Source organism: Marisediminitalea oceani, from assembly GCF_003731635.1.
In the GTDB taxonomy this organism is placed as follows: Bacteria; Pseudomonadota; Gammaproteobacteria; order Enterobacterales; family Alteromonadaceae; genus Alteromonas; species Alteromonas oceani.
The window spans coordinates 1-18,370 of sequence record NZ_RCUA01000042.1 but is presented as its reverse complement, the minus strand read 5'-3'; the positions used below and the strand labels follow the sequence as shown (position 1 = coordinate 18,370).

At 50.5% G+C, this 18,370-nt stretch carries 19 protein-coding genes; 12 read left to right on the top strand and 7 right to left on the bottom strand.

The window, feature by feature from the left end; genetic code table 11:
* Positions 1-111 precede the first annotated feature (111 nt).
* The 3 genes from mpl to D9T21_RS13015 are packed head-to-tail and all read left to right on the top strand — an operon-like array spanning position 112 to position 2,915.
* Positions 112-1,464, top strand: a complete 1,353-nt coding sequence (gene mpl / locus D9T21_RS13025; protein WP_123325417.1) for a UDP-N-acetylmuramate:L-alanyl-gamma-D-glutamyl-meso-diaminopimelate ligase — start codon at positions 112-114, stop codon at positions 1,462-1,464.
* 8 nt (positions 1,465-1,472) lie between these two features.
* Entirely contained in the window at positions 1,473-2,084 is a 612-nt protein-coding gene (locus D9T21_RS13020; RefSeq protein ID WP_123325416.1) for a flavin prenyltransferase UbiX, read from the top strand.
* A 33-nt stretch (positions 2,085-2,117) separates the two neighbouring features.
* Complete coding sequence (locus tag D9T21_RS13015) at positions 2,118-2,915, top strand: S1/P1 nuclease (RefSeq protein WP_123325415.1); 798 nt, start codon at positions 2,118-2,120, stop codon at positions 2,913-2,915.
* A gap of 50 nt (positions 2,916-2,965) precedes the next feature.
* On the opposite strand, the gene D9T21_RS13010 is transcribed toward D9T21_RS13015, so the two are convergent.
* The 7 genes from D9T21_RS13010 to rraA form a co-directional block, all read right to left on the bottom strand.
* The gene (locus D9T21_RS13010; protein WP_123325414.1) at positions 2,966-3,352 is read right to left on the bottom strand and encodes a hypothetical protein; all 387 of its coding nucleotides are present in this window, start codon (positions 3,350-3,352) and stop codon (positions 2,966-2,968) included.
* Positions 3,352-4,983 carry a S41 family peptidase gene (locus D9T21_RS13005; protein ID WP_123325413.1) on the bottom strand — a complete coding sequence of 544 codons (1,632 nt, stop codon included), beginning with the start codon at positions 4,981-4,983 and terminating at the stop codon, positions 3,352-3,354. The genes D9T21_RS13010 and D9T21_RS13005 overlap by 1 nt, the downstream gene beginning before the upstream one ends.
* A gap of 271 nt (positions 4,984-5,254) precedes the next feature.
* A complete protein-coding gene (locus D9T21_RS13000) occupies positions 5,255-6,265 on the bottom strand; it encodes a cytochrome d ubiquinol oxidase subunit II (protein ID WP_123325412.1) in 1,011 nt (336 codons plus the stop codon).
* 9 nt (positions 6,266-6,274) lie between these two features.
* On the bottom strand, positions 6,275-7,642 hold the full coding sequence (locus D9T21_RS12995; protein ID WP_123325411.1) for a cytochrome ubiquinol oxidase subunit I: 1,368 nt from the start codon (positions 7,640-7,642) through the stop codon (positions 6,275-6,277).
* Positions 7,643-7,655: 13 nt separating this feature from the next.
* The gene (locus D9T21_RS12990; protein ID WP_105934632.1) at positions 7,656-8,207 is read right to left on the bottom strand and encodes a GbsR/MarR family transcriptional regulator; all 552 of its coding nucleotides are present in this window, start codon (positions 8,205-8,207) and stop codon (positions 7,656-7,658) included.
* 182 nt (positions 8,208-8,389) lie between these two features.
* Complete coding sequence (locus tag D9T21_RS12985) at positions 8,390-9,820, bottom strand: hypothetical protein (protein ID WP_123325410.1); 1,431 nt, start codon at positions 9,818-9,820, stop codon at positions 8,390-8,392.
* Between the two features lie 328 nt (positions 9,821-10,148).
* Positions 10,149-10,634 carry a ribonuclease E activity regulator RraA gene (gene rraA, locus D9T21_RS12980; RefSeq protein ID WP_105934634.1) on the bottom strand — a complete coding sequence of 162 codons (486 nt, stop codon included), beginning with the start codon at positions 10,632-10,634 and terminating at the stop codon, positions 10,149-10,151.
* Between the two features lie 218 nt (positions 10,635-10,852).
* On the opposite strand from rraA, the gene D9T21_RS12975 reads away from it, so the two are divergent.
* From D9T21_RS12975 to D9T21_RS12935, 9 genes are all read left to right on the top strand, one after another.
* Complete coding sequence (locus D9T21_RS12975) at positions 10,853-11,371, top strand: phosphatase PAP2 family protein (protein WP_123325409.1); 519 nt, start codon at positions 10,853-10,855, stop codon at positions 11,369-11,371.
* Between the two features lies 1 nt (position 11,372).
* Positions 11,373-12,440: an MJ1255/VC2487 family glycosyltransferase gene (locus tag D9T21_RS12970; protein WP_123325408.1), complete on the top strand. Its 1,068-nt coding sequence runs from the start codon at positions 11,373-11,375 to the stop codon at positions 12,438-12,440.
* Positions 12,441-12,487: 47 nt separating this feature from the next.
* Entirely contained in the window at positions 12,488-12,640 is a 153-nt protein-coding gene (lptM, locus tag D9T21_RS12965; RefSeq protein WP_123325407.1) for an LPS translocon maturation chaperone LptM, read from the top strand.
* Positions 12,640-13,890 (top strand): diaminopimelate decarboxylase, encoded by a 1,251-nt coding sequence (lysA, locus tag D9T21_RS12960; protein WP_123325406.1) that lies wholly within the window; start codon positions 12,640-12,642, stop codon positions 13,888-13,890. Before lptM ends, lysA begins: the two co-directional genes overlap by 1 nt.
* A 147-nt stretch (positions 13,891-14,037) precedes the next feature.
* The gene (dapF, locus tag D9T21_RS12955; RefSeq protein ID WP_123325405.1) at positions 14,038-14,868 is read left to right on the top strand and encodes a diaminopimelate epimerase; all 831 of its coding nucleotides are present in this window, start codon (positions 14,038-14,040) and stop codon (positions 14,866-14,868) included.
* Positions 14,865-15,563, top strand: coding sequence for a DUF484 family protein (locus D9T21_RS12950; RefSeq protein ID WP_123325404.1), 699 nt, complete (start codon positions 14,865-14,867; stop codon positions 15,561-15,563). The genes dapF and D9T21_RS12950 overlap by 4 nt, the downstream gene beginning before the upstream one ends.
* Positions 15,563-16,489, top strand: a complete 927-nt coding sequence (gene xerC / locus D9T21_RS12945) for a tyrosine recombinase XerC (RefSeq protein ID WP_123325403.1) — start codon at positions 15,563-15,565, stop codon at positions 16,487-16,489. The genes D9T21_RS12950 and xerC overlap by 1 nt, the downstream gene beginning before the upstream one ends.
* Positions 16,490-16,510: 21 nt before the next feature.
* Positions 16,511-17,230: an HAD-IA family hydrolase gene (locus D9T21_RS12940; protein ID WP_123325402.1), complete on the top strand. Its 720-nt coding sequence runs from the start codon at positions 16,511-16,513 to the stop codon at positions 17,228-17,230.
* Positions 17,231-17,270: 40 nt separating this feature from the next.
* Complete coding sequence (locus D9T21_RS12935) at positions 17,271-18,011, top strand: dienelactone hydrolase family protein (RefSeq protein WP_123325401.1); 741 nt, start codon at positions 17,271-17,273, stop codon at positions 18,009-18,011.
* Positions 18,012-18,370: the final 359 nt, after the last annotated feature.

The following is an 18,370-nucleotide window of genomic DNA, read 5'->3' as shown; positions in this document are numbered from 1 at the left end:
TGCTCTGGTTAGATTGTAAACTGACTCACCCCTGAAAGGAAATCAGATGTTTAGGCAACACGTTGCGCATCTGGTAAAGTGTTCGGATATGAAATTAGCGCAGGAAAGTTAATGCACGTACACATTTTGGGAATTTGTGGCAGTTTTATGGGCGGTATCGCTGCAATTGCCAAATCGCTGGGACACACAGTCACAGGCTCAGACCGCAATGTTTATCCGCCAATGAGCACCCAGCTTGAGGCGCTTGGAATTACCCTTACCGAAGGCTATGACCCGGCTCAGTTCGAACCCGTGCCGGATATGGTCATCATTGGAAATGCCATGTCGCGCGGTAACCCGGCCGTAGAGTACGTACTCGACCGCAATTTGCCTTACACCAGTGGCCCGCAATGGCTGCTGGATAACCTGCTAACCGACCGCTGGGTAATCGGTCTTTCCGGCACCCATGGTAAAACTACCACGTCTTCAATGGTGGCCTGGATACTCGAATACGCCGGGCTTGAGCCGGGCTTTTTAATTGGCGGTATTCCGCAAAACTTCGGTATCTCTGCCCGGGTCGGCAAAAGCCCTTTCTTCGTGATTGAGGCCGATGAATACGACAGCGCATTCTTTGATAAGCGTTCTAAGTTTGTTCATTATCGCCCACGGACTCTGGTAATGAACAACCTTGAGTTCGATCATGCCGACATTTTCGCCGATCTGGCAGCTATCCAAACACAATTTCACCATTTAGTACGCACCGTACCAGCAACTGGCCTGGTGCTCTCACCCGACAGTGACGACAATCTGGCCGCCGTGCTCGACAAAGGCTGCTGGAGTGAACAGCAGTACCTTGGCCGCCACTGGCATGCTGAGCTGATTAATGCAGATGGTTCAGCGTTCAATGTGTTTTATCAGGACGAACAGGTAGGCACGGTTAACTGGTCACTGCTGGGTCAGCACAATGTTGATAACGCCCTGATGGCCATAGCGGCGGCCCATCATGCCGGCGTAACACTGCCGGATGCCATTGCCGCATTAAGCGAATTTGTAAACGTTAAGCGGCGCATGGAAGTGCGCGGCTGCGTGAAAGACATCACCGTTTACGACGACTTTGCCCATCATCCTACCGCCATTAAAACCACTCTTGATGGCTTGCGTAAGAAAGTCGGCGATGCCCGCATCATAGGGGTACTGGAACCTCGCTCCAATACAATGAAAATGGGTATTCACAAGGATGTGCTGGTCGATTCCTGGCAGGAAGCCGACGAGGTATTACTGTTTGAACCGGATAACCTGGGCTGGTCTATGGCACAGCTGGCCAAGCACAGTGGCACGCCCACGCAGGTATTTCGTAGCGTAGATGCTATCATTCATCAGTTAGCGACTATGCTACAGCCTGGCGATCATGTATTAATCATGAGTAATGGCGGTTTTGGTGGGATCCATAACAAGCTATTGGATGTATTAGCGGGTAAAGCCTGAGAGATACCATGAAAAAGACCATCACCCTGGCAATCACCGGCGCATCAGGTGCGCCTTATGCACTTCGTTTACTGGAGCAACTGGTTGCGGCTCAGTATGACGTATTTGTACTGATATCTTCCGCTGCAAAAGTGGTGTTTGCCACCGAGGAAGACATGAAGATCCCGGCTCAACCCGAGACAGCCAGCGCATTTTTTACGGAACGCTTTAACGCCAATCCCGGGCAGATCCGGGTATGCGGTAAAGAAGAGTGGTTTTCACCAGTTGCATCCGGCTCCGCGGCTCCAAAGCAGATGGTTGTTTGCCCCTGCTCTACCGGTACGTTGTCGTCCATCGCTGTAGGCGCTTGTGACAACCTGATTGAGCGTGCTGCGGATGTCGTATTAAAAGAGCGCGGGCAGCTAATTCTGGTAACCCGGGAAATGCCGCTATCAAGCATTCATCTGGAGAACATGCTCAAACTGTCACAAATGGGCGCTACTATCATGCCCGCCTCACCCGGCTTTTACCATCAGCCCCAACAAATCAGTGATTTAATTGATTTTGTCGTGGCACGTGTACTCGACCATATCGGCGTAGACCAGACATTGATGGAACGCTGGGGCTATCAAAATAAGTAACCCGACGGATTTATATTTGCAAAGGAAATTAAAATGATAACACGCGCTAAAAACGCCCCTGTTGCACTGCTTCTACTAGCTTCATCAGTTCTAAGCCTGCCCGCTTTTGGCTGGGGCCAAACCGGCCACCGCGTAACAGGAGCCATCGCCGAGCGTCACCTTTCTGCCGAAGCCAAACAGCAAATAGAAGCGCTGCTGCCACTCGAATCGCTCGCGGAAGCTTCCACCTATCCTGACGATATGAAGTCGAACCCTTCGAAGTTCTGGCAGAAAACCGCTTCACCCTGGCACTACGTTACCGTTCCTGAGGACAAGCACTACCATGAAGTCGAAGCACCGGAAGAAGGCGATGCAGTCACCGCATTAAATCAGTTCCGCGCCACGCTTGAAGACAGCAAGGCTTCTAAAGCAGACAAACAGCTGGCACTGCGCTTTATTGTGCATATCATCGGCGACCTGCATCAACCGCTTCATGCTGGCAACGGCACCGATCGTGGTGGTAACGACGTCAAAGTACGGTTCTTCTGGCAGGATTCTAACCTCCACCGCGTGTGGGATTCACAAATGATTGGCCAAAAAGAGCTGTCTTATACCGAATGGACCGACTGGCTCGACAAAAAGATCACGATAAAAGACATAAAAGCGTGGCACTCAACAGATCCGGAAGTGTGGATCACCGAGAGCACGAAAATCCGTGACACCATCTACCCCGAAGACGCCAACCGCATGGCTTATGATTATCTTTACGATCACATCCCCACTGCCAAACGTCGCCTGCAGCAGGCCGGCATCCGCATTGCACACTACCTGAACGAAGTGTTTGCCAAATAAAACCATTGACGCTCAGAATCCATATTAATGGTTTTCTGAGCGTCTTATTATTACTCAGTGGCTACACACTCAAGATTATCAAGCGCAATCTTTTGGCCCGTTCCATCGTTACTCAGCAGGCACTGCGTCCCTTTTTTATATAAGGTGAACGAATAAGCCTGATTGTTATGACGACCTTCAACCAGTCTTCCCTGACTGTCCAGATGCCCTCGTCGCTCGATGGTTACTAACGAAGAGTTCCTAAACACATCGTCAGCCAGAGTAACTTTGGTTCCACCAAACCAATCACTGATAACCCTCTCTATCTGCACTTTCTGCTGATTAGTCAGGGTATTTACAGTGGCAGGATACAGCTGGTTATCACTTGTTTGTGCGCAGCCACTGGCAACTACCAGTGACGCACAGGCCCAAAGCCCGGTTCGCATTCGCTTTTGCATTACTCTTGCTCCGTCACAATGGGCTCATTGATTTTGTTTTGCAGAATGAGGCGTTCTTTGAGCGTGAATGGATTTTCAATGGCCAGTGAAGACTCCGAACTCTGCGCATTAACCGCATCAGGTGACACCGGTGCAGGATTGACTGGCTGAGGACAGGACCCGGTTTCAGCGTAAGCCAGTGCCGTTGAAAGCATGCCTTCAGCAGGATCGCCCAGCGGATGGCTAAAGTCATCGTCTACTGCACAGCCAGGTACTTCATAGCCATAGTTGGGTGTCTCGGTAGGAATGAAGCCGTCGGCATAATCGCCAAATCCTTTGTAATTTATGCCCTGAAACTGAATGGAGAAATAGGTAGTACCGCAGTTATCAGTCGGATAAAAGCCATATGGCTTGCCGCAGGTGGTAGAACCTATCTGCACAACTTCTACGTCGATCCCGCGCAGCGCATTGATAACTGACTCACTCGCCGAGCAAGACGAACCGGTGGTCAATACGAATACCCGGGTTAATGACAAGCTCGGTAGCACCGCACTGAGTAAACGGCCGGCGTTGTAGTCTATTTCGTTGCTGTAAAAGGGCGTGGGCTGAATAACATTGCCGGTAACCGGATCCCTGTTTGGCGATTTATCATTGAATTGCAGGGTTTCAAAATAAGCATTGTTGGTCTGGGCAGGACCCGCCACCATGTAAGACAGCTGAGATGCCAGAGCCAATAAGCCCCCGCCATTATAACGCAGATCAATAACCAGCTCGGTGACGTTTTCATCGATAAATCCATCAAAAGCGTCAATCAGGTCATACTGGGCGGTGCGGATAAAGGTATTGAACTGAAAATACCCCGTTCTGCCAGCGGGCGTGTCTAATACCTGAACATGCTGCACCGGCGATACCTGAACGTCGGCTGAGGTCACATCCACCGCCAGTTCATCACCATTAACGAGTTCAAACACAAAACTGGTAGTAGTGCCATTATCGGCAGGAAACAGGGCATCATTCAGCGCATCGATATCGGTGCTGCTGTTGGTATTAACAAAATCGATGCCATTAACCAGCTTTACTGACGCGCCCCGCGGGATGCCTGCCAGATCAGCAGGCGAGCCGGGTTCGGCAAATCTGACTACTAACTCTCTTGGCGAGGTATTTCGCACAAACTCCCAGTCGAACCCATAACCTGATGCAACACCACTTTGAGTCAGTTCGTTGTATTCATCGGTGGGTTGATAAAAATGGAAATTGTCTTTTGGGGTACCGCTTGGCGTGGTCGCAGTCGTTTTTAACTGGTCAAAATATCCTAATACTGAATAATTGGCCGGATTGTTATCATCCACCTCGTCGTACCAAAGGTAGGTCTCATTGGTCCAGCTACGAAGCCACAGCTTTTCCTCCAGACTGCTGCCCGCCCCATCCGGGTACTGCTGGCCGGTGAAAGGATCAATACCGGTTCGTGGCGATTCGCACTTCGCCTCCAGCGACGATGCTGACGCAAATACGCCTGGTTGCCAGGATGGCCCGGTTGGTGTAGGTGTTGGCGTGGGTGCAGGACCCGAAGAGTTGGAGCCGCCACCGCATGCAGTTAACCCTGAAAAAGAAATGGTTGCGACGATGACTGCCGCTAGTTTAGATAAGCGCATAGTTGCCTCCCTGGCAATTATTATCTTCTGTCGTGTTGTTTTTTCTAACCAAATCAACAGCGGAATCAGTTAAAAAAGGAATTGTCAGCAACTTTACCATTTAATTAAAATCAGAGGTATACGAATCATCTGAAAACAGTCAGTTACCAGACTAAACCGGTTTAGCGGTTATCACACCGGCTTTCTTCTCAAGTGGCCCTGCCCCTGTAAGGCCATTCTGATTTGAGAAGATAGACGGCGGTAAATACCAACCCGGAGATAACAGCGCCTACTAATAATAGGACAGCTTTTCCGATTTGCCGGCAAAAATGCGATACACCAGCACCGTATAAGCTAAAATACAGGGCACTACCACAACCGCCCCCACCAGCAGAAAACGCAATGAGTTGCCATCGCTGAGCACATCCATAAACGCCAGCTTTCCCGGTACCACGTACGGGTAGTAACTGATACCAAACGCAGCGAAGCATAAACCAAAAATCAGCAAGGCAATGGCAAAGGGTAACCATTCTCCTTTGCCGTCGGCCTCGGGGAGTTTTTTCAGTACCACACTGCATAGCAACAACAGCGCAAAGCAGGTCAGCGGGATAGTCATTAACACCCAGCCCACCGGGCTTTCCAGCCACAGCACCCGCACTTCATCATGCAGGGTAAGATTAAGCAGACTCACGGCCAGGATGCCGCTGGCCAGCACCAACAAGCAGCGCTTAGCCCAGTAAAAAGCTTTGGCCTGTAAATCGCCTTCGGATTTGAGGATCAACCAGCAGGCACCAATAAATGCATAGGCTGCGGTTACTCCAAAAGCGGCCAGTAATGCAAAGCCCTGGGCATAGATATCGGTGCGCAATCCGGTAACCCAGATACCCAGCATATAGCCCTGGGATAACGTGGTGAGTATGGAGCCGTATTTAAAGCAGGTATCCCACTTGGGCTTTTTGTTATGGGGCACTTTGGCGCGAAAATCAAAAGAGACGCCACGCAGAATAAGCCCAAGCAACATAAAGGTGGCCGGTAAATACAGTGTTTGCAGTATCTGGCTGTGGGCCTCGGGAAAGGCAATCAGCAATATGCCTACCGCCAGCACTAACCAGGTTTCGTTGGCATCCCAGTAGGGGCCGATGGAGGCTATCATATCGTCTTTAAACTGTTCGTTATGGGGCGGAAATAGCACCCCTACGCCCAGGTCGTAGCCGTCGAGTATGGCGTATAACAATACCGCAAGCGCCAACAGTCCCAGGTAGATATTGCCCAGCGCGGTAACAGAGAGTGATTCAAATGGCATGTCGGGCTCCTATGCATTGCTGTTGGCAATATCGAGTTTATTAGTATGTCTTTCGTCAGCGTCTCCCTTGCTAATTTCCTCAATCCCCACCGACTTGCGACACATCAGGGTTAACGTGCGGATGTAAGCCACCATCAGTACGGCATAAATCACTGCGTATAGCGTGAATGACAAGCCAATATTGTGTGATGGCAGACCAGTGACAGCATCAGCGGTACGCAGAACACCGCTGACGAGGTAGGGCTGACGGCCGACTTCGGTGACATACCAGCCGGCCAGGGTTGCCACCCAGCCACTGAAGCTCATAGCGATAAACAGCTTGCCTAACCAGTCGGGTAATTCGCCCCGGCGGAACAGATAATAGGCGCCTGCCCAGGCGGCAAACAGCATGAGTACGCCCATACCAACCATCACCCTGAAGGAGTAAAACACCGGCGCAACGGGCGGATGCTCGCCGCGAAACTCATTCAAACCTTTAATTTCACCATTCAGTTCATGGGTAAGAATGAAACTGGCCAGATTCGGAATGGCGAGTTCGGCATGGTTGGTTCGTTCCTGTTCGTCCGGAATAGCGAATAACAGCAACGGCGCGCCTTGCTCGGTTTCCCAAACCCCTTCCATGGCTGCCACTTTTTGCGGCTGATACTCAAGGGTGTTCAAGCCGTGCATATCGCCAGCCAGAATTTGTAACGGAATTAGCACCGCCGCAGTATAGGTGGCCGTTTTAAGAGCGAGTTTCGGGGCAATTTTGTTATCGCCAATAAGCAGACGATAGGCCGATAATCCCGCAATTAAAAAGCTGGCCGTTAGCCCGGAAGCCAATAACATATGGCTGAACCGATAAGGGAAAGAAGGATTAAAGATGATGGCCGACCAGTCTTTAGCGTAGATTACACCATCTATTACTTCGTGCCCCTGAGGGGTGTGCAACCAGCTGTTGAGCGACAGGATCCAGAACGCCGATAACGTAGTACCTGCAGCCACTACAAAGGTTGCCAGCGTGTGTAGCCAGTTAGGCACCCGGCGCATACCAAACAGCATGATGCCCAGAAAAGTCGCTTCCAGGAAAAATGCGGTCAGGACTTCATAGCCCAGCAGCGGGCCAGCAATATTACCGGCTTTTTCCATAAAACCGGGCCAGTTGGTGCCGAATTGAAAAGACATGGTAACGCCCGACACAACGCCTAATGCGAAGGTGAGGGCAAATACCCGTACCCAGAAACGGTAAATCCGCATCCATACCGGATGCCCACTCAGGTTTGAGCGAAGTTTAAAATAAAACAAGAACCATCCCAGCGCGATAGTGATGGTGGGAAAGAGAATATGAAAACTGATGTTCAGGGCAAACTGTAGCCTGGACAGTAACAATGCGTCCACAATGGCCTCCTGGTTAGTTAGATTTGGCTGGCAGAAGCTTGTCTTTAAGCTCCAGAATGCGGCCAACCCCGGCGCCGAGTTTCATTAAGGTGTCAAGCTTTTCCGGGCCCAGGTTCTGTAATTCCTGAGACCAGGCTGTCACCGACTCGAGTAGATCGTGTATTTCATTTAAGCGGGCCTGAACGGCAATGTCTTTTTCACCGCTTGGTGTGTCCATCATCAAATCGCGCAGCAGCGACATGGTAGGGTCGATCTCGCGCTTGCGGCGCTCCTCAAACACCCGGTTAGCCAGCACCCAGATAGTGCCCGCCGGAACGAAAAATTCCTTCCGTTCACCCGGTACATGATGTTGCTTAATCAACTGCCATGATTGCAGCTCTTTAAGACCCATACTGGTGTTCCCTCTAGAGATACTTAAGGCGTCCGCAATTTCCTGCGCAGACAATGGCTCTTCATGTAATACGATGAGCGCGAGAATTTGACCAACTGTGCGGTTAAATCCCCAGCGATTGCCCATTTCCCCAAAATGCATAACAGCAGAAGTGACCAGCGGTGACATGTTCATTTTTATCTTCTAAAGTTTCAGTAATTTCTGAAAGTTTAGATCGAACTTTGATTCAGATCAATATTTACTGGCACTAATCATCGGCACTCAGCAAAGCGCTGGTAAGAGATGCGAGGGGAAAGCAGAGGGTGTGGCCAGATGAAACTGGCAATCAGATAAAAAATGAGGGCCGACTAATCGACCTAACGGGCTTTATTCCACAGGTTTTGATTTTTCTTAAACGAAAAATAGTCTGCCGGTTCCCAGCAAGAAGGGATTAGATCGTCAACGGCTTCCGGTGAAAAATTACCGGATAACTGACCCATAATTTCCATGAGTCGCTCACGACCAATCCGCATTAGCTTTTTGCGATTAGCCGGAAAAAACAGGTTGCTCGACTTTTTGATGACTTCGTCGCTACCAGAGCTAATATAAGAGAGGTTTCTGGTTACCGGACGCCCTACCGGCTCGGCAGGATGAGGTGGGTTCAAACGGGTAACAATAGCGCATTCATACTGTTCGCGGTCGATGCCCTTTTCATTGCGTGGAATATAGGTCACGCCAAAACCAAGGGGGAAATACCCCACAATCTGCACAAACGCCTTGGCTAACTCAGCGTTCAGTGCGCCCTTTTTGGCCAGCTGTTCGATAAACACGTAGCCTTTGGGCAGGTTTTTCCTGGAGAAATCCGGCTTGGTTGATAGCACAATAGATGCGTAGATTTGCGGTATTTTTATCAGCTCGCCAACCCCGTTTTTCGACAAATAAGTGTCTTTCATCAGGGTCTGCATAAATCCGTTAAGGGCGGTATGGCGCTGCACGAAACGATCCCGCTCTGCTTTATCGTTGCCAATATAACGCGGCATCCCCATCCCATTTTTCAGATATTCCAGAGTTTGGGTAAAATTAATTTTAAGTAACTGTTTACGGGTAGGCTCATCCAGCACGCGAAACTCATCCAGCTTGTTGTCTTCGCCATGCAAAATAGACAGCGCTTCGGGTGACTGTAAGCCTATGTCCTGCAACAGTGCGCAGCTTATAATGGGAATGGCCACTTCTTCCTGCCACTTTTCGTGATGTTCACGATCGCCCTTAAAGCGTAATACGGAATCTTTTAAATAACGCAGATAACGGTTGTCCTGCACATCCATGTCGTGCACCTTGTCCACCAGCCGTAACGCCAGAACCGCTTTATAAAGTGGCTTTAAGCGTTGGTGCAGGCTCGCAAAATTGCGTTCTGGTCCGCGGGTAATAAGCATCAGGGTCCCCAGAAACTTGGAGCTTAACATCTGGGTATCTTCAAAACTTTCGCCTTCGCACAGGCTAATCAGCTGACTGGCCACCGAATGCAATCGCTCAATACGCTGATAGCGCCCATCGTCGTGGGAGGCGGATAGGTCTTTTATCTGCTTACGCAGTTGCTCGGCTTTTGCCTGACCTTTTTTCTGCTGTTCTGCACGGGTAAGCTGTTTCTGTAACTCCGCAAGTGCTGACTGCTGGGCGCTGGCCTCTGCAAAATATTGTCTGGCATCACTGTACACCGAATCCAGCCGATCATCCTTTGGATAAACCTCTTCGATAAGCTGCTTAACTTGCAAAGTATAGTTGTTGTCAGGGTGTTCAAACTTACTCACTGTAAACCTTATTATTTTGTTTTTGCGTTCAACATGGTTTTAGTGGCGCGTTATAGCCACCGTTAGTCATTTACAGCTCCCTGTACAGTTCTGAGACATCATCCGTGAACCGTATGTTATCGCAATACAAACGGAATTTAGGTATTTATGTTGATACCCGCAGTATACTAAAGGTTGAGATTTTTGCCCGAAACGGATGGCCGGGAGAGCGAGCTGAATTCACCCAGGATGTTGTGTTTTTCAGCTCTACAGAATGGCGTTTTTCAAGCCGAACGTGGGAAGTACCAGCAAGGTAGTTCGGCAGATCGCGGTGGCAGCGGCCACCGGCTTAATCAATATCGAGCGGCTCAGGTGAGAGTATAACGCCTGTGCTATCGGCATACAGATGGTCTTCCGGTAGAAAGGTTACTCCACCAAAATTAACCGGCACATCAATATCACCGGTGCCCTGACTGTCGGCATTCACCGGAATAGAATTAACCGCCAGAATACCCAGGTCAAAATCTGACAGGCTGTCGACTTCGCGTACACAGCCATAGCACACTACGCCTTCCCAGTTATTTTCGACTGCCAGTTGCGCAGATTCAGCATCAAACAACGCGCGACGCAGCGAGCCACCACCGTCGATTAATAGTACTTTGCCATCGCCCGGTTCGGTGAGAACCCGGTCGATTAATTCCCTGTCTTCAAAACACTTCACGGTGGTAATTTCTCCACCAAAGGAATATCGACCGCCATAACTGGTGAAAATGGGATCGACCACATCCACGTTATCGGCGAATAAATCACATAACTCAGAAGTGTTATAGTCCATGTTTGTACCCTGTTGGTAAGCTAGGTTTTCGGGTTTTAGCATAGCACTCTAACAGTGATAACGCCTAGCGCAGAAATTGATTTTACTCACAAAAAGTTTGATTTCGCTCTACCCTCCTGCCGTTGCCAGCCGCTGTCATAAACCTTTAGCAAAACTGTCACTTGTGTTTCACGAACACTTTTTAACCTGATAGCGTTGATGAAAAGGAGCCGCGTGGGATGGGCCTGAAAAATATAACCAAATACGATACTGCAATCTTTCACTGGTTGTACGATCTGACCAAGCACCGCGATTGCCGGGCTATTGTCTGGTTGTCACGCACCGGTGATGGTTACCTGTATTTTGTTATTGGCCTGCTGCTGATGTGCTTCGAGCCTGAGCACGGTGAGATTTTTCTCTACACTGCGCTGATGGCGTACGGCCTGGAGCTACCAATTTATGTGGTATTAAAAAAGGCCTTTAAACGCCCTCGCCCGTGCGACTTTCTGGCAAACCTGACCGCTCACGTTACGCCGTCTGATAAATTCAGCCTGCCGTCCGGTCATACCGCTGCGGCCTGGTTAATGGCCACCATCATCGCGTTTTACTACCCTTCTTTCGCACTGCTTGCCTACACCTGGGCGAGCCTGATTGGCTTGTCCCGCATATTGCTGGGCGTGCACTACCCTACAGATGTAATTGCTGGTGCCTTACTGGGCCTCACCATTGCCCAACTGAGTCTGACTATTCTGGTTTAACATGAAAATACTCTACGGCGTACAAGGTACCGGCAACGGTCACATTGCCCGTGCCCGCATTATGGCCGCGGCCATGGCTGAGCGTGATGATATTGAAGTGGATTTTGTTTTTTCTGGTCGCTCGGCGGATGATTATTTCGACATGGAATGTTTTGGTGAGTACCGCACGTTCAGCGGCCTGACTTTCGCCACCCGCAAGGGGCAGGTTAGTCAGTGGGAAACGCTGAAAAACGCCAAACCACTGCAACTCTACCGGGATATCCGGCAACTTGATGTGAGCGGTTACGACCTGTTACTGAACGACTTTGAGCCCGTTACGGCCTGGGCAGCCCGGCGTCAGGGGTTAACTTCGATATCGGTGAGTCATCAGGCGGCATTCAGTCACGATATTCCCCGCGCCAGCGAGCATTTTACTGATAAGCTTATTATGCGCAGTTTTGCCCCCACTGATATTCAGTTAGGCGTGCACTGGTTTCACTTTGAAAAGCCCATAGTACCGCCGTTTATTACGGATAAACCGGCGCCACACCCGGCTAACAGCCACACGTTGGTTTACCTGCCTTTTGAAGAACTCGACGACATTCAGTTGCTGCTGGAGCCGCTCACCGAACAGCACTTTGTGTGTTTTCACCCCAAGGTGAAACAGCAACTCACGCAGGGGCACATTGAATGGCACCCACCTTCCAAGCCGGGCTTTCGCCATGCTCTGCAACACTGTTCAGGTGTGATCAGCAATGGCGGTTTTGAACTGGCCAGTGAATCACTGCAACTGAAAAAGAAACTGCTGATAAAACCCCTGAATGGTCAGTTTGAACAACTCTCTAACCTCAAAACCCTGATGTCACTGGGTCTGTGTCAGCCCCTTTACCAACTCGATACAGATACCGTGGAAGATTGGTTACTGGAGCCGGCCAGTGAGGGGTTACAGTTCCCCGACGATCCAACCCCTATGCTCGACTGGATTGTGGCCGGCGACTGGCACAACACCAAACCGCTGTGCGAAGCACTGTGGAAACAGGTAAATTTTGGTCCAAAGACCCGCGAACGTTTGATGTCACTTGCATTTTAATCTCCCTCTGCGATGATATCGGCACTTTTTATTTGGGGAGTGAGTGCGTGGCAAAACGTGTTGCATTATTACTGGTGTTGTTACTGAGTATTTCGGCCTGTGGATACCGCGGCGCCTTATATTTACCGGAGCAACCGCCGGCCAGTGATAGTGAACCTGCTGACGACTCGACTTCTGATGCATCCGGAGATTCTCGCTAGTGGACTACTTCAGTTACAAAAACCAATCGCTGCACGCTGAAGACATTGACGTAAAGGCGCTGGCCGCCCAGTACGGCACACCGTTATACGTGTATTCACGTGCCACCCTCGAGCGTCACTGGCACGCCTTTAACGATGCGCTGGGCGATCATCCCCACCTGATTTGCTACGCGGTAAAAGCCAACTCCAATATTGGTGTGCTGAGCGTACTGGCTAAACTGGGTTCTGGATTCGATATCGTTTCAGGCGGCGAACTTGCCCGGGTTATTGAAGCCGGCGGCGACATGAGCAAGGTAGTGTTCTCTGGCGTGGGTAAAACCCCGGAAGAGATCGAGTTTGCCCTGCAACAAGGTATTCACTGCTTTAACGTAGAATCGGAGCCGGAGCTTGAGCGTATCAATGCGGTAGCCGGTAAGCTGGGCAAAAAGGCACCTATCTCGCTGCGCATTAATCCCGATGTGGATGCTAAAACTCACCCGTACATTTCTACCGGTTTAAAGGCCAATAAATTTGGCATTGCCCGTGAGCGTGCCGTAGAGGTATATAGCCTGGCAGCCAGCCTGGAACACCTTAACGTGGTAGGTATGGACTGCCATATTGGTTCACAGCTTACCGAAACCGGCCCTTTTGTGGATGCGCTGGACCGCTTACTGGAATTGGTGGATGAACTGTCGGCCAAGGGCATTGAAATCAGTCACCTCGACGTTGGTGGTGGTCTGGGTGTTACCTATAAAGATGAAACACCGCCCCACCCGAAAGAGTACGCCAAAGCCATTGCAGCAAAGATGGCCGGTCGCGAGCACTTAACGCTGATCATGGAGCCAGGGCGCGCTATTGCCGCTAACGCCGGCATCATGCTTACCAAGGTAGAGTTTGTAAAAGAAGGCGAGGATAAAAGCTTCGCCATTGTGGATGCGGCCATGAATGATCTCATTCGCCCGTCGCTCTACTCGGCCTGGATGTCGATTATTCCGGTAGATGAAAACCCGGCCCACAAACCCCATGTGTATGATGTGGTTGGCCCGATTTGCGAAACCGGTGATTTTATTGGTAAAGACCGCGAACTGGCGATTGCGCCTGGCGACCTGCTGGCGGTACGTAGCGCCGGAGCTTACGGGTTTGTAATGGCTTCTAACTACAATACGCGCTGCCGCCCGGCAGAGTTGCTGGTAGATAAAAGCGATGTTCATGTGGTCAGAGAAAGAGAAAATCTAAAAGATCTCTGGAAAGGTGAGCATAAAGTTACGTAAACTAGAGCTATTCTAATAAGTCCTGTTGCGCTAAAACCCGTTGTTGTTAGTTGGGTTATTGTGATGAACACTGCATCACCTTTTCTGCCATAACAACACCGGGTACCTAAAAAAATAGTCTGCAACACTTAAATAAACAGGCCCAGAATGCTGGTGAACTTTTCTAAAATGCACGGTCTCGGCAATGACTTCATGGTTATTGATAATGTGACCCAAAATGTTTTTTTCTCTCCGGAAAAAATCCAGCAGCTTGCCGACCGCAATTTTGGTATTGGTTTCGATCAACTCCTGATGGTTGAACCGCCTTACGATCCGGACCAGGATTTTCATTACCGTATTTTTAATGCCGACGGCTCAGAAGTGTCGCAGTGCGGTAATGGCGCGCGTTGCTTTGCCCGCTTTGTAAAGCTCAAAGGTTTAATCAACCGCAATAAGATTCTGGTGAGCACCAAAGCCGGCAAGATGATCCTGTATCTCGAAAAGGATGGTCAGGTAACGGTAAACATGGGGGTACCAAACTTTACCCCGACAGAGATTCCGTTAAAGGCCAACAAAGAAGAAAAAACCTATATTATTCGGACCGACGATAGCACCCATTTTTGTGGTGCGGTCTCCATGGGTAATCCTCATTGCGTGCTGGAAGTAGACAACACCGAAAGTGCCGATGTGGAAACAATCGGTCCGCAACTTGAGCGCCACGAACGCTTCCCTGAAGGGGTTAACGTGGGCTTTATGCAGGTATTGTCGGCCGAACATATTCGCCTCAGAGTGTTTGAACGTGGTGCCGGAGAAACCCTGGCATGTGGCAGCGGTGCATGCGCAGCAGTTGCAATAGGACAAATACAAGGTAAATTAGGGAAAGACGTTCGGGTGGATTTACCTGGCGGGCGCTTACGCATCCGCTGGCAAGGGCCAGGAAGCCCATTAAAAATGACCGGACCGGCTGAGCATGTATACGACGGAACAATAAATATATGAATGAACTATCAGGACAGGCCAATACAACTCTGCAGTTTGATACCGACTTTCCTGAGGTAGGCGAGTTGACTGCCGAACAAGTAAGTCAGTACCTGGTCGAGAACCCTGATTTTTTTATTCAGCATCCGAGTATTTTAGAAGCGCTGCAAATCCCCCACCTGCAAAAAGGCAGCGTGTCGCTGGTAGAATTGCAAAGTGAGCAGCTGCGCAAAAAGGTGCGCTTGCTCAACTATAAACTTAGTCAGTTGATTGGCATTGCCAAACAGAACGAAAAAATTTACCGCGCCTACGCCGACTTAAATCTACGCCTGTTAACCTGCAAAGACGTGGGTGAAATGCTCATTAAACTGCAGGAAACTCTGCAGGATGAACTGGGACTGGCGAGTGTCGAACTCAAGCTGTTTAAAGGCGCCAATGCGCTGCCGGAATTACAGCAACGGCTGTTTATGGAAAAACGCTTTAAACAGGGGCCGTACTTCTTTGGCCGCCTCAGCCAGCATGAAAAACAGCTGATGTTTGGCAACGAAGTAGCAGAATCCGTGGCTTTGATCCTGCTTGGTGAGAACCGCAATTTAGGCGTGCTGGCGGTTAGCAGTCGCAGTGCCGACCATTTTACCCCCGATATGGACACCCTGCTGCTTAACCAGCTACGCGAAGTCCTTAATGTAGTTCTGCCCGAGAAACTGCGTTACTGATGAGTGTATCGGCAGCCGACACTCCTGCATCGCTGGCGCCGGACTGCGAACACTGGCTGAACAAGTTTATTGATTACCTGCGATACGAACGCGGCCTGTCTGATCACACCATTAAAAATTACGCCCGACAGCTTGAACAGGTTGCGCTGAGTCTTGAGCTGACGTGCTGGCAGCAGCTGGACCAGGCAGCGGTAAAAAAAGCCGTCGCCATTGCCCGCAAACAAAACCTCGGCGCTCGCAGCACTGCGCTGCGCCTATCTGCACTACGCACGTTTTGCAAATATCTGCTGCGCCACCAGATTATCGACATCGACCCGGTAGAAGGCATTTCCGCCCCCAAAGCAGAGAAGCCCCTGCCCAAGCAAATGTCGGTGGACGATATGTCTACCTTGCTGAATGAGTCGGATGATGAAGAGATCGTTATCCGCGACCAGGCCATGTTTGAACTCATGTACGGATGTGGTTTACGCCTCAGCGAGCTTACTTCGCTGGAGCTTAAGCACATTACCAGCGACCGTCAGTTACGCGTAACAGGTAAAGGCAACAAGCAACGCCTGCTGCCCATTGGGCGTAAAGCCTGGAAGGCCCTGCAGCGCTGGCTGGCCATTCGCAGTCATTGGGGCGCGGGCCTGGATGATGCAGTGTTTATCAGCCGTCAAAAGCGACGGATATCCAATCGTCAGGTGGGCAACCGCCTTACTGAAATGGCGCGGCGGCAAACCCTCAATCAGCGTATTAACCCGCACAAATTACGCCACTCGTTTGCTACCCATGTGTTGGAGTCGAGCAGTGATTTACGTGCCGTACAAGAGCTATTAGGTCACGCTAATCTATCGACCACTCAGGTGTACACTCACCTGGACTTTCAACATTTAGCCAAAGTGTATGATACGGCCCACCCTCGCGCCCGTAAGAAGAAAGATTAAACAGTCAGTCAGGAAATTTTGATGCAATGTTACCGCCCGGTTTCGCCGGTTAAAGCCATGACCTTTGATTTAGACGACACCCTGTACGATAACGAGCCTATTATTGCGGGCGCTACTCAAGCCCTGAACAACCGGATTGCTGAGCTTTATCCGGCCGCTGCCGCGCTACCCGCCGCACAATGGGCCGCAATCAAGCGCGACCTGATTAAAGGCAACCAGGGATTAGCTTCGGATATGGGCCGGTTACGCTACGAAACCCTGTATCACGGACTGGCTGCAGAGCAGTTAAACGATGACCAAAGGCACCAGGCGGCGCAATCATTATTTGATTATTTTTATCATGCCCGCAGCGACTTTGCTGTGACTGATGAGGTCAGGCAGGTACTGGCCACGCTGGCCGCAAAAATCCCGTTAATCGCCATAACCAATGGCAATGTAGACACGGTACAAATAGGTATTGACGAATTTTTCACTGCTACCTATCACGCCAGCCTGAGCCGCCCCAGCAAACCTCACCGCCATATGTTTGATGAGGCGGCAAAAGCCTTTGATCTTGCGCCGCAGGAGATTCTCCATGTGGGCGACAACCTCGAAAAAGACGTGCTCGGCGCACACCGGGCGGGCTTACAAACTGCCTGGATTGCGGTAAACCGGCCCATGGACTTACGTCATGAAGACGTAAGTGTGCTGCCCAGTGTTCATCTGCACAGCCTGGCTGAATTACTGTGGTTTGTTGCCTGACAACCTTTACAACACCTAATCAGAAATAATCGGAAATACCATGCAAATTATTCAGCACAGCGAAGACCTGGCCACAGCCACCGGCACTATGCGCAACTATATTTATCGCCCGGCCAGTGAACAACGCTATCCGGCTATCGTTTTTTACTCTGAAATATTTCAGCACACCGCGCCCATCGCTCGCTCTGCGGCGATAATGGCAAGCCACGGGTTTGTGGTTATTGTGCCGGAAGTCTTCCACGAGCTGAACCCCATTGGTACGGTACTTGGCTATGATGATGAGGGCAAAGACAAAGGCAATAACGACAAATGGCAAAAGCCGTTAACCAGTTACGACTCAGACCTCGACGCTATTATTGAGCACTGTAAAGCCGTGCCCTATTGCACTGGCGCTGTGGGAGCCATGGGCGTTTGCCTTGGTGGCCATCTGGCGTACCGGGCAGCAATTAATCCGGCTGTGGCCAGCGCGTATTGCCTGTATGCCACCGACATTCACAGCGACACCCTGCCAGCCAGCGACGCAGACCAAAGCTTCAACCGCATGGCCGACATTCAGGGCGAAGTGTATTTTGTGTGGGGTAAACAAGATCCCCACGTGCCGGCCGAAGGGCGTTTGAAGATTTATCAGCAATGCGTAGCCAGCGGCCTCAATTACCAGTGGCAGGAAGTGAACGCCGTTCACGCCTTTATGCGCGATGAAGGAGAGCGGTATGACGGCGCACTGGCGTTACAGATTTACCAGCAAGCTGTGCAGTTTTTTCAGCGCACGTTGCTTAGCTGAAGTACTAATTTAAACAATACGGTAGGGGCGCTCCCGGACAACGCAATGCGTTTCCGGGACTGCCAAAAAGCATAAGCTTTTTGCAGAATTCCGGGATTTAAAATCAATAGAAAAGTTAAACGCCGCTGAGAGGGGCGACCCCGGAAGGTGGGTCAGACCTGTACTGAAAGGTTATATCTAAAACGCCATCCTGTTGAGGGGCTCCCGGACAACGCAATGCGTTTCCGGGACTGCCAAAAAGCATAGGCTTTTTGCAGGCCTCCGGGATTTAAAATCAATAGAAAAGTTAAACGCCGCTGATAGGGGCGACCCCGGAAGGTGGGTCAGACCTGTACTGAAAGGTTATATCTAAAACGCCA

What these genes read in the sequence shown, in the direction of transcription:
- mpl (WP_123325417.1), top strand. Translation starts at nt 112, where the DNA reads ATGCACGTACACATTTTGGGAATTTGTGGCAGTTTTATGGGCGGTATC.
- D9T21_RS13020 (WP_123325416.1), top strand. Translation starts at nt 1,473, where the DNA reads ATGAAAAAGACCATCACCCTGGCAATCACCGGCGCATCAGGTGCGCCT.
- D9T21_RS13015 (WP_123325415.1), top strand. Translation starts at nt 2,118, where the DNA reads ATGATAACACGCGCTAAAAACGCCCCTGTTGCACTGCTTCTACTAGCT.
- D9T21_RS13010 (WP_123325414.1), bottom strand. Translation starts at nt 3,352, where the DNA reads ATGCAAAAGCGAATGCGAACCGGGCTTTGGGCCTGTGCGTCACTGGTA.
- D9T21_RS13005 (WP_123325413.1), bottom strand. Translation starts at nt 4,983, where the DNA reads ATGCGCTTATCTAAACTAGCGGCAGTCATCGTCGCAACCATTTCTTTT.
- D9T21_RS13000 (WP_123325412.1), bottom strand. Translation starts at nt 6,265, where the DNA reads ATGCCATTTGAATCACTCTCTGTTACCGCGCTGGGCAATATCTACCTG.
- D9T21_RS12990 (WP_105934632.1), bottom strand. Translation starts at nt 8,207, where the DNA reads ATGAACATGTCACCGCTGGTCACTTCTGCTGTTATGCATTTTGGGGAA.
- rraA (WP_105934634.1), bottom strand. Translation starts at nt 10,634, where the DNA reads ATGGACTATAACACTTCTGAGTTATGTGATTTATTCGCCGATAACGTG.
- D9T21_RS12975 (WP_123325409.1), top strand. Translation starts at nt 10,853, where the DNA reads ATGGGCCTGAAAAATATAACCAAATACGATACTGCAATCTTTCACTGG.
- D9T21_RS12970 (WP_123325408.1), top strand. Translation starts at nt 11,373, where the DNA reads ATGAAAATACTCTACGGCGTACAAGGTACCGGCAACGGTCACATTGCC.
- dapF (WP_123325405.1), top strand. Translation starts at nt 14,038, where the DNA reads ATGCTGGTGAACTTTTCTAAAATGCACGGTCTCGGCAATGACTTCATG.
- D9T21_RS12950 (WP_123325404.1), top strand. Translation starts at nt 14,865, where the DNA reads ATGAATGAACTATCAGGACAGGCCAATACAACTCTGCAGTTTGATACC.
- xerC (WP_123325403.1), top strand. Translation starts at nt 15,563, where the DNA reads ATGAGTGTATCGGCAGCCGACACTCCTGCATCGCTGGCGCCGGACTGC.
- D9T21_RS12940 (WP_123325402.1), top strand. Translation starts at nt 16,511, where the DNA reads ATGCAATGTTACCGCCCGGTTTCGCCGGTTAAAGCCATGACCTTTGAT.
- D9T21_RS12935 (WP_123325401.1), top strand. Translation starts at nt 17,271, where the DNA reads ATGCAAATTATTCAGCACAGCGAAGACCTGGCCACAGCCACCGGCACT.